This is a genomic window from Methylobacterium sp. B1, from assembly GCF_000333255.1.
Lineage (GTDB): Bacteria > Pseudomonadota > Alphaproteobacteria > Rhizobiales > Beijerinckiaceae > Methylobacterium > Methylobacterium fujisawaense.
Genome location: NZ_BACT01000002.1, coordinates 1 through 8,625, shown reverse-complemented (window position 1 = coordinate 8,625; position 8,625 = coordinate 1). Strand labels below are relative to the sequence as shown.

At 69.9% G+C, this 8,625-nt stretch carries 11 protein-coding genes; 7 read left to right on the top strand and 4 right to left on the bottom strand.

Going from position 1 to position 8,625, the window contains the following annotated elements; genetic code table 11:
- The 3 genes from I53_RS00140 to I53_RS00130 form a co-directional block, all read left to right on the top strand.
- On the top strand, nucleotides 1-669 hold a 669-nt coding region (locus I53_RS00140; protein WP_043345266.1), incomplete at its 5' end, for a peptide chain release factor-like protein.
- A 23-nt stretch (nucleotides 670-692) separates the two neighbouring features.
- Nucleotides 693-1,577: a peptide chain release factor N(5)-glutamine methyltransferase gene (gene prmC / locus I53_RS00135; RefSeq protein WP_251982159.1), complete on the top strand. Its 885-nt coding sequence runs from the start codon at nucleotides 693-695 to the stop codon at nucleotides 1,575-1,577.
- Between the two features lie 420 nt (nucleotides 1,578-1,997).
- Complete coding sequence (locus tag I53_RS00130; RefSeq protein ID WP_043345262.1) at nucleotides 1,998-3,086, top strand: DUF4167 domain-containing protein; 1,089 nt, start codon at nucleotides 1,998-2,000, stop codon at nucleotides 3,084-3,086.
- Nucleotides 3,087-3,155: 69 nt separating this feature from the next.
- Here I53_RS00130 and I53_RS00125 read toward each other — a convergent pair whose 3' ends face one another.
- The 4 genes from I53_RS00125 to I53_RS00110 all read right to left on the bottom strand — a co-directional run bounded on the left by I53_RS00125 (nucleotide 3,156) and on the right by I53_RS00110 (nucleotide 6,322).
- Nucleotides 3,156-3,713, bottom strand: coding sequence for a hypothetical protein (locus tag I53_RS00125; protein WP_251982158.1), 558 nt, complete (start codon nucleotides 3,711-3,713; stop codon nucleotides 3,156-3,158).
- 206 nt (nucleotides 3,714-3,919) lie between these two features.
- Nucleotides 3,920-4,645, bottom strand: coding sequence for an RlmE family RNA methyltransferase (locus I53_RS00120; protein ID WP_043345260.1), 726 nt, complete (start codon nucleotides 4,643-4,645; stop codon nucleotides 3,920-3,922).
- 10 nt (nucleotides 4,646-4,655) lie between these two features.
- Nucleotides 4,656-5,738 carry a Ppx/GppA phosphatase family protein gene (locus I53_RS00115; RefSeq protein WP_043345257.1) on the bottom strand — a complete coding sequence of 361 codons (1,083 nt, stop codon included), beginning with the start codon at nucleotides 5,736-5,738 and terminating at the stop codon, nucleotides 4,656-4,658.
- Nucleotides 5,739-5,848: 110 nt separating this feature from the next.
- Nucleotides 5,849-6,322 (bottom strand): response regulator, encoded by a 474-nt coding sequence (locus I53_RS00110; protein ID WP_012317168.1) that lies wholly within the window; start codon nucleotides 6,320-6,322, stop codon nucleotides 5,849-5,851.
- Between the two features lie 315 nt (nucleotides 6,323-6,637).
- On the opposite strand from I53_RS00110, the gene I53_RS35630 reads away from it, so the two are divergent.
- The 4 genes from I53_RS35630 to I53_RS00090 all read left to right on the top strand — a co-directional run.
- On the top strand, nucleotides 6,638-7,426 hold the full coding sequence (locus I53_RS35630; RefSeq protein ID WP_043345255.1) for a cold shock domain-containing protein: 789 nt from the start codon (nucleotides 6,638-6,640) through the stop codon (nucleotides 7,424-7,426).
- 108 nt (nucleotides 7,427-7,534) lie between these two features.
- Nucleotides 7,535-7,792 carry a hypothetical protein gene (locus I53_RS00100; RefSeq protein WP_251982157.1) on the top strand — a complete coding sequence of 86 codons (258 nt, stop codon included), beginning with the start codon at nucleotides 7,535-7,537 and terminating at the stop codon, nucleotides 7,790-7,792.
- A gap of 162 nt (nucleotides 7,793-7,954) precedes the next feature.
- Nucleotides 7,955-8,266: a hypothetical protein gene (locus I53_RS00095; protein WP_043345251.1), complete on the top strand. Its 312-nt coding sequence runs from the start codon at nucleotides 7,955-7,957 to the stop codon at nucleotides 8,264-8,266.
- A 26-nt stretch (nucleotides 8,267-8,292) separates the two neighbouring features.
- Nucleotides 8,293-8,625 (top strand): PepSY-associated TM helix domain-containing protein (locus tag I53_RS00090; RefSeq protein ID WP_043345248.1); only part of this gene is annotated, 333 nt, incomplete at its 3' end.

Here is an 8,625-nt window from a genome sequence, read left to right as displayed (position 1 = left end):
AATCGCCGAGTCGAGGGCTGGCGGGTCGAGGTAATCTCCGAGAGCGAGGGCACGGTCGGCGGCTTCCGCGAGGTCGTGGCCGAGGTGAAGGGCCGGGGCGTCTTCGCCCGCCTCAAGTACGAGAGCGGCGCCCACCGGGTGCAGCGCGTGCCCGACACCGAGACGCAGGGGCGGATCCACACCTCCGCCGCCACCGTGGCGGTACTCCCGGAGGCCGAGGAGGTCGACATCCACGTCAACGATGCGGACCTGAAGATCGACACGATGCGGGCCCAGGGCGCGGGCGGCCAGCACGTCAACAAGACCGAATCGGCGATCCGCATCACCCACCTGCCGACCGGCATCGTGGTGTTCGTGCAGGAGGAGCGGTCGCAGCACAAGAACCGCGCCCGTGCGATGGCACTGCTGCGCGCACGGCTCTACGACGCCGAGCGCAGCGCGAAGGATTCGGCCCGGGCGGCCGATCGGAAGGCCCAGGTCGGCTCCGGCGATCGCAGCGAGCGGATCCGGACCTACAATTTCCCGCAAGGAAGGGTGACCGATCACCGGATCAACCTGACCCTCTACAAGCTCGAGGAGGTGATGGCCGGGACCGCCCTCGACGAGGTGGTCGACGCCCTGATCACCGAGCATCAGGCGGAGCTGCTGGCCGCCGAGGGTATGGCCTGAGCCATGTCGTGATGCCGGCCGCGATGCAGAACAGATCGCGCCGCGAGGCGCTGCGAGCCTGCACGGCACGGCTGCAGTCCGCGGGTGTCGTCGAGGCGGCAGGCGATGCCCGGTTCCTCCTGCTCGGGATCCTCGGCCTGGAGACGCGCGACCTTCTGATCGAGGGCGAGCGCCGCGTCAGCGCGGACGAAGCCGCGGCCCTCGACGCGGCGCTCGCCCGGCGCCTCGCCGGCGAGCCGGTGGCCCGTATCCTGGGCGCCTGGGAGTTCTGGGGCCTGCCCTTCCGGCTCGGTCCCGACACCCTGGTGCCGCGCCCGGACACCGAAATCCTGGTCGAGGTCGCGCTGGCGGCGGTGCCCGATCGGACCGCGCCGGTGCGCTGCCTGGACCTCGGCACCGGAACGGGCTGCATCCTGACGGCCCTTCTCTCGGAACTGCCCCGGGCCAGCGGGGTCGGGCTCGATCGCTCGGACGGGGCCCTGCGCGTCGCCCGGGACAATGCCGTCGCCAACGGCGTCGGCGACCGGGCCCGCTTCGTCGTCGGCGATTGGTGCGAGGCCCTGAGCGGGACCTTCGACCTCGTCGTTTCGAATCCGCCCTACATCGCCCATGACGTGATCGCGACCCTCGACCGCGAAGTCCGCATACACGATCCGGCGGCAGCCCTGGATGGCGGCGTCGACGGTCTCGACGCCTACCGGAGAATCCTCGACGATGCGGCTGGGCTGCTCGCCCCGGGCGGCAGGCTCGTCCTGGAGATCGGCTACGATCAGGCCTCGGCGGTGCGGGCCCTTGCATGCGCGGCGGGCTTCCCGGATCGGGGATTGACCCGCGACCTCGCCGGCCGCGACCGCGTCGTGAGTTTCGACCGGCCACAGGGTCTTTTATCCGGCCACAGGGATGCCTAAGTCAGGGTTGAGCATCGCGTCACCGAAAAATTGCTTGTTGCATCAACCGGGGAACGCTAAAGTCGGCTTGAAGATCGCGAACCGTCCGTTAAGACGGACGGCTGTAAGGTCGGTGGTGACCATGGGTCGCCGATTGGTTCGCTGATCCCCCTTAACCGTCGAACCAGAACGCGCCGGTGCCAGCGCGGCGGTGCGACACAATCGAACCTGACAATCAACTGAGGATCGGCGGCTTTAACCGGGCGCCCGCTTCGAGGGATGGTCAGGCAGACGCGCGGACCGAAGAGCGGTCGCACGCGCGGCGCCGCCGGATGCGCTTGGCCGGATTGCGCCAGGAGATCCGCCCGGGCGCCTCCGTAGACAGTCGTTTGCGTGAACGAGGGTCATTACAGACCGATGAGACCAAACCAGAATCGACGGATGCGCGGCCGGAACCGGCCGAAGGGTCCGAATCCGCTGACGCGCTCGTACGAATCCAACGGTCCCGACGTCAAAATCCGCGGCACGGCGCAGCACATCGCCGACAAGTACGCGCAGCTTGCGCGGGATGCTCTCGCGGCCGGCGATCCAGTTGCTGCTGAAAACTACTTCCAGCACGGGGAGCACTATTTCCGCATCGTTTCCGGTGCCCAGGAACAGAATCGCCCGGCTAATACCGCCGGTTACGCCAGTCGTCCCTATGATGACGACATGGAAGAGGGCGACGACGAGGCCCAGGGCAACGGCGGATCGCAGAACGGTCACGGCTATAGCGGCTATGAAGACGCCGATCCCGGCCAGCAGCCGCAGCCCTACGAGGGTCGTCAGGACGGAAACCAGGACGGTCGGCAGGGCCGTGACCGGTTCCAGAACCGCGATCAACGGCGGTTCGACAACGGCGGGCGCCAGGATTACCGGCGTCAGGACCAGCCGCGTCAGGATTATCAGCGCCAGGATTATCAACGGCCGGACTATCGGCAGGAGAACCGGCAGGACCGTCAGGATTACGGGCGTCCGGATTATCGCCAGGAGCGTCACGACGGCCGGCAGGACCGCCAGGACGTCCGGCAGGATCCTCGCCAAGATACGCGTCAAGATACGCGCCAGGATGCTCGGCAGAATGATCGGCAAGACGCCCGGCAGGACACGCGCGGCGATCAGGGGCGTTACGAGAGCGGCCGCGGCGAGGCTCCGCGGTCCGAAGCCCGGCAGGAAACGCGTCCGGAGGGGCGGACCGAGCGGGCTCCCCGCGGCGAGGCCGGACGTCAGGGCGAGACGGCGCCCCGCCGTGAGCGCCGCCGCGAGCCTGCGCCTGTCGTGGAGGCCGAGGAGCCGACCGGCCTGCCGGCATTCCTGATGGCCCCTGCGCGTCCCGCCCCGCCGGCTGAACCGTCGCCTGCTCCCGAGCCGGAGGCTGCGGCCGAGGAAGCTCCGGCTGCCAAGCCCCGCCGCCGCCGCCGCCCGCGTTTCGAGAGCGCCGCGGACGAGGGCAGCGCCAACACGTCGCCGGCAGACGTGCCGACCGAGTGAGCGAAAGCTGCGGGAAGCACTGAAGAGAGGCCGTTCCGGGCAACCGGAGCGGCCTCTGTCGTTACGGGCTCAGCGTGGCACGGTTTTCCAGTCCGGGCAGGCCTGGACCCGGTGGATCAGACAGAGCCGCCGGCCGCTCGCGCCGAACGGCCCGATCTCCCAGTCCCAAGCCGCTTCCGCAGGCGGGAGCTCGGACCCGAACAGCATATCGAGGCTGTCGGTGAAGCGGCCCGACCGATCCTCCGCGCGCTGCACCGCGTCGGTGATCAGGCAGACGCGCTCGACCCGGCCTGCCAGGGTGTCCAGGACTCTGAGGTGGGTCTCGACCAGATGTGCCCCGAGAAGGGGCGGGGCCGCGCGGCCCCGGGCCTCGTGGGCCTTGATTGAGACGGTCGGAAGCTGCGACAGCAGGTTTGCCGAAACGATCAGGTCGGCGCCCGTGCAGAGATCCGCCGAGGCCCCGGCGAGGCCTGCACTGATCTCGGCGGTCACCAGCGCCACGTTCGGGTATCGGCGTGCGGCGAGCCGGGCCGGCCAGGGATGCACGGCATCCACGAGGCCGATCCGATCGAACAGGCGGGCGAGATCGTCGAGCGGCACGTCGTCGAGCAGGCCGGAGCCGAGCACGACCGCATGTCGGAAATGCCCCGTTCCCTCGGCCGCCGCCGCGATCGTGCCCCGCGCCTGCGCGAGATGCGGTGCCCAGACCGCCCGGCAGCGGCGCTATCGCGCGTGAAGCAGGCCGCTCTGCCGAACATAGCCAAGGCTGCGTAGGGGCCGCGGCGCTGGATTGACGACCGACAGGGCCCAGGCGACCAGCACCGCCGGCCGGCTCACTCCGCGTCGGAGGGCGCGGTGTGCGCCGAGGTGCCGCGATAGCCGGTCGCGAGGACGTAGAGCTCGCTGGAATCGGCCCGGCTGGCGGCGGGCTTGACGTGGCGGACCGTGGCGAAGTCGCGCTTCAGGTCGGTGAGCAGGGCGCCCTCGGTCCCGCCCTGAAGCACCTTGGCCAGGTAGGCGCCGCCCGGCCCAAGGATCTCCCGGGCGAATTCCGCCGCCGTCTCGGCGAGGCCGATGATGCGGAGATGGTCGGTCTTCTTGTGTCCGGTGGCGTTGGCGGCCATGTCGGACATCACGAGGTCGGCCGGGCCGCCGAGCATGCCGGTCAGCCGCGCCGGCGCCTCGGGATCGAGGAAATCCAGGGTGATGAACTCGACCCCGGCCATAGGCTCAATCTCCAGGAGATCGATGCCCACGACCCGGCCCGACGGTCCGACCACCCGGGCGGCCACCTGCGACCAGCCCCCGGGAGCCGCGCCGAGGTCGACGATCTTCTGGCCGGGCCGGAGCAGCTTGTAGCGCTCGTCGATCTCCAGCAGCTTGTAGGCCGCCCGCGAGCGATAGCCCTCGCGCTTGGCCCGCGCCACATAGGGATCGTTGAGCTGGCGCTCCAGCCAGCGCTTCTGCGACAGGGTCCGTCCACGCCCGGTCTTCACCCGCTGCTTCAGGTCGCCCCGGACCCCGCCGCCGGAGCTCGCGCCGCCGCGCCGGTCGCTCATCGTGGGGCCCTCATCGGACAGCCTTCCGGTTCCAGACCCCGTCCTCCCGCATCATGTTCATCAGCAATCCTTCGCGCAGGCCGCGATCGGCGATGCGCAGGCGCTCCGAGGGGAACGCCCGGCGGATCGCCTCGAGGATCGCGCAGCCCGCGAGCACGAGATCGGCGCGGTCGCGACCGATACAGGGGTTGTCGGCGCGCTGCTCCAGCCGCGTGTCGAGCAGGTCGTCGATGGCGGTGGAGACTGCGGCGTCGGTCATCCACAATCCATCGACCCGCCGGCGCTCGTAGCGCGCGAGCCGCAGATGCATCGCCGCGATGGTCGTGACGGTGCCAGACGTGCCGAGAAGGTGGAAATGGGGCGCGGTCGCGGCGGCAGCGGCCCGGAGGGCGAAGGCGGAGAGCTTCTCGGCCACCTCCTCGACCATGCCCTCGAACATGCGGCGGGTGACCTCGGCGCCGCCGTGGCGCTCGGCCAGGGTCACCACGCCCACGGGCAGCGAATCCCAGGCGCGGATCCTGAGCGTCGGATCGGTCGACGGATTGGCCGCCGCGCCGTCCAGCCACGCGATCTCGGTCGAGCCGCCGCCGATATCGAAGATGATCACCGATTCGGCCAGCGGATCCGCCAGCGCCGCGCAGCCGGTGACCGCGAGATAGGCCTCGGTCTGCCGATCGACGATCTCGAGGTCGAGGCCGACGCCGCGGCGGACGCGCTCCACGAAGGCGGCCCCGTTCACCGCGAGGCGGCAGGCCTCCGTGGCGATGATCTTGGCCCGCTGCACGCCACGCGCCTGCATCTTGGACCTGCAGATCCGCAGGGCCTCCACGGTCCGCTCGATCGCCGCCTCGCTCAGGCGGTCCGACGTGCCGAGGCCTTCGCCGAGACGGACGATCCGTGAGAACGCATCGATCACCCGGAAGCCGCTGAAGGTCGGCTCCGCGACCAGCAGGCGGCAATTGTTGGTGCCGAGGTCGAGCGCCGCGTAGGCGGCGCGCCGACGCTCACGGCCCGGCAAGGGGGCTGGCGTCTGAAGCGGCACCGCGCCAGTCTGGATTCGGGACGGCGCGGCCGCGGCGGTCTCGTCCCTCATCGGCGCGGCCGTCGATCCTTCGGGTCGGCCTTGAGCGTCGCGCTCGGCCTTTGTTGATCTGTGACCCTACAGGCTCAGCGGGGAACTGCAACGCCCCATCGCGGTCGCGATCAGGCGACGGCCTTCATGGCGCTGGCCCTGCGCGGGATCGGGCGCAGGAGACTCTTCACCTGGGAATAGGGGCGGGGCCGGTTGATCACCTCGTCCAGGCGAGACCACAGGGTCTTCGGCGAGAACGGCTTGGCGATGATCTCGTTGACGCCGAGCGCCACCGCACGGTCGACCACGTTCCGGCGCGGCTGGGCCAGCATCAGGATGATCGGGATCGTGGGGCAGGGAGAGGTGGTCGGCGTCCGCGCGAGCCGGATGAACTCCTCGCCCGACAGGATCGACAGGTCCCAGTCGATGATGCTGATATCGGGTTTGCTCTCGGCCAGCACGCCCAGCGCCTCCGCCCCGTCCGGCGCCTCCAGGACCCGCTTGATACCGACGCGCATCAGCATGTCGCGCACGATTCGGCGGATGTAGAGACTCTCGTCGACGACGAGGGCCGAGAGATCGGGGAAGGTCGGGGTCGCGATCATGGCCGGCGGGCTCTGCGGGGCGCGGCGCCGAGTCTAGGCGGGACAGCCTTTGCGTTTCGCTAACGCCTTCCCTCGAATGAGTAAGGACCGACCCGGGATCGGGGGCGGACTCCGTTGTTTGCCGCAAGAAAGTAACGAAACGGGCGCGTCTGAGCCAAGAAGGTCCTTGCGGTCAAGGCCCGATTGCGTCAGGACTGGGGCGTTATTCTTGGTTACCGCGACCTGGGGTAATGATAGTGCGGGGCGTGGGCTGTCTGGGATGGCGCGCACGCGGTATTCGAGACAAGGGCGGCGGACGGTTTTTGCGAGCTTTCGATGGGACGTGGTCGTGATTTCAGGGGGCCGCAGAAGCGCGGCTTCGACGAGGGTGGCGAGCCGAGATGGCCTGATCAGGCACCCCCGAGCGGCGGATACGGCGGCGGCGGTTTCGGCGGTGGCGGCGGCGGTTTCGGCGGCGGCGGTTTCGACCGTGGTCCGGCGCGCGGCGCGGCACCGGTCGCGTCCGGACCGGAGCGCGATGCGACGGTCAAGTGGTTCAACAAGGAGAAGGGCTTCGGCTTCGTCGAACTCGGCGACGGTTCGGGCGATGCCTTCCTCCACATCCGCGCCGTCGAGGCGGCAGGCCACGATGACCTGATGCCGGGCACCCGGCTGACGGTCACGACGGCCCAGGGTCAGAAGGGCCCGCAGGTGACCAGCGTCACCAGCGTCGACACGTCCACGGCCGAGGCGCCTGCGCCCCGGCGCGAGTTCCGTCCGCGCACCGGCGGGTTCGGTGGTGGCGCTGGCGGCGGCTACGGTGACCGCGACCGCGGCGGCGGTGGTGGTTACGGCGGCGGCGGCGGCGGTTTCGGTGGTGGTGGCGGTGGTGGCCGCTTCGCCAGCGGCCCGTCCGTCGAGATGAGCGGCACCGTGAAGTGGTACGATCCCGCCAAGGGCTTCGGCTTCGTGTCGGTGAACGACGGCGGTAAGGACGTCTTCGTGCACCGCTCCGCTCTGTCCCGCGCCGGGCTCGATTCGCTCGCCGAAGGCCAGCAGGTCACGCTCGGCGTGGTCGAGGGTCAGAAGGGCCGCGAGGCTCAGAGCATCAACGTCGAGGATTGAGGGCGCGCGGCGGTCGCTTTGCCGCCGCGATCCTGAGAAGACTACGAGGCGGCGGTCCTGTCCGGGACCGTCGCCTTTCTCGTTCCTGGACGATCGATGCGCTGCTTGATGCTGCCGACGGCTCTGCTCCTGCTTTCGGGCAGCGCCCGGGCTGAGGACTTCACCGGCTTTTATGCCGGGATCAACGCGGGCTACGGCTGGGGCACCGGGCACCGCGGCCCTGAGGGAGGCCGCCCCGTGACCGCCGGATCGTCGGCCCTCTCCAAGCCGGAGGCCGGCCCCGATCTGCCGCCGAGTGCCCGGAATGCCGCCATCGCGATCCGCGGATCCGACCGATCCGCAACGCCCGGAACGCCCGGTCGTTGAGACGGGCTGCCGCGCAAGCCGGGACTTTCATCTCTCGGCCCGACCCGGGCCATCCTAACCGCCTCAATTCACACTAGAATCGTTCTGGAACATACGCGTTGCCTGCCGGGCGCAGCCGCTGCTAGGTCGCGATATGACTTCACGGAAGCGAGAGGGGGCGCGATGAGTGCCCATGCCGTGCCCACGCTGGCCGATCGCTTGGCGGTCGCCGGCCGGGTGCTTCTGGCGGCGTTCGGCGGTTATGCCGTTGCCGCACTCGCGTGCGCCTGGCTGGCACTGATTCTCCCGGGCCCGAGGGCCGAAGCGGTATCCGCCGCGACCCTCGCGAGCTTCAGCATCATGGCGGCGGCCGTGATCTGGGTGTTCGCCGCCCGGACGATCGCGCGTGCCACCCTGGTCCTGGGGGCTGCGGCGCTTCTGCTGACCGTGGCCTTGTGGCTGGCCGGCGGCTTCAGGCACGGGGTCGCCCTGTGAGCCGCGCGCGGAGCTTCCGCCAGTCCATGGCGTGGCTGCACACGTGGTCCGGCCTCGTGGTCGGCTGGGTGCTGTTCGCCATCTTCGTCACCGGGACGGCCAGCTATTACCGCAGCGACATCTCGCGATGGATGCGGCCCGAGCTGTCCGAGGAAGCGCCGGATCCGGTGGCGGCGGCAACGCGCGCCGGTGTGTTCCTGCGCAAAACCATGCCGGACGCCGCCGGCTGGTCGGTCAAGCTGCCGAACGCCGAGGCTTTCGGTCGTCGAGGTCTACTGGTGGCAGAACTTGGATGGGCCCTACCATCAGGCGCTGCTCGATCCGTTGACGGGCGAACCGCACGCGTCCGCGAACGCGGG

What these genes read in the sequence shown, in the direction of transcription:
- prmC (WP_251982159.1), top strand. Translation starts at nt 693, where the DNA reads ATGCAGAACAGATCGCGCCGCGAGGCGCTGCGAGCCTGCACGGCACGG.
- I53_RS00130 (WP_043345262.1), top strand. Translation starts at nt 1,998, where the DNA reads ATGCGCGGCCGGAACCGGCCGAAGGGTCCGAATCCGCTGACGCGCTCG.
- I53_RS00120 (WP_043345260.1), bottom strand. Translation starts at nt 4,645, where the DNA reads ATGAGCGACCGGCGCGGCGGCGCGAGCTCCGGCGGCGGGGTCCGGGGC.
- I53_RS00115 (WP_043345257.1), bottom strand. Translation starts at nt 5,738, where the DNA reads ATGAGGGACGAGACCGCCGCGGCCGCGCCGTCCCGAATCCAGACTGGC.
- I53_RS00110 (WP_012317168.1), bottom strand. Translation starts at nt 6,322, where the DNA reads ATGATCGCGACCCCGACCTTCCCCGATCTCTCGGCCCTCGTCGTCGAC.
- I53_RS35630 (WP_043345255.1), top strand. Translation starts at nt 6,638, where the DNA reads ATGGGACGTGGTCGTGATTTCAGGGGGCCGCAGAAGCGCGGCTTCGAC.
- I53_RS00100 (WP_251982157.1), top strand. Translation starts at nt 7,535, where the DNA reads ATGCTGCCGACGGCTCTGCTCCTGCTTTCGGGCAGCGCCCGGGCTGAG.
- I53_RS00095 (WP_043345251.1), top strand. Translation starts at nt 7,955, where the DNA reads ATGAGTGCCCATGCCGTGCCCACGCTGGCCGATCGCTTGGCGGTCGCC.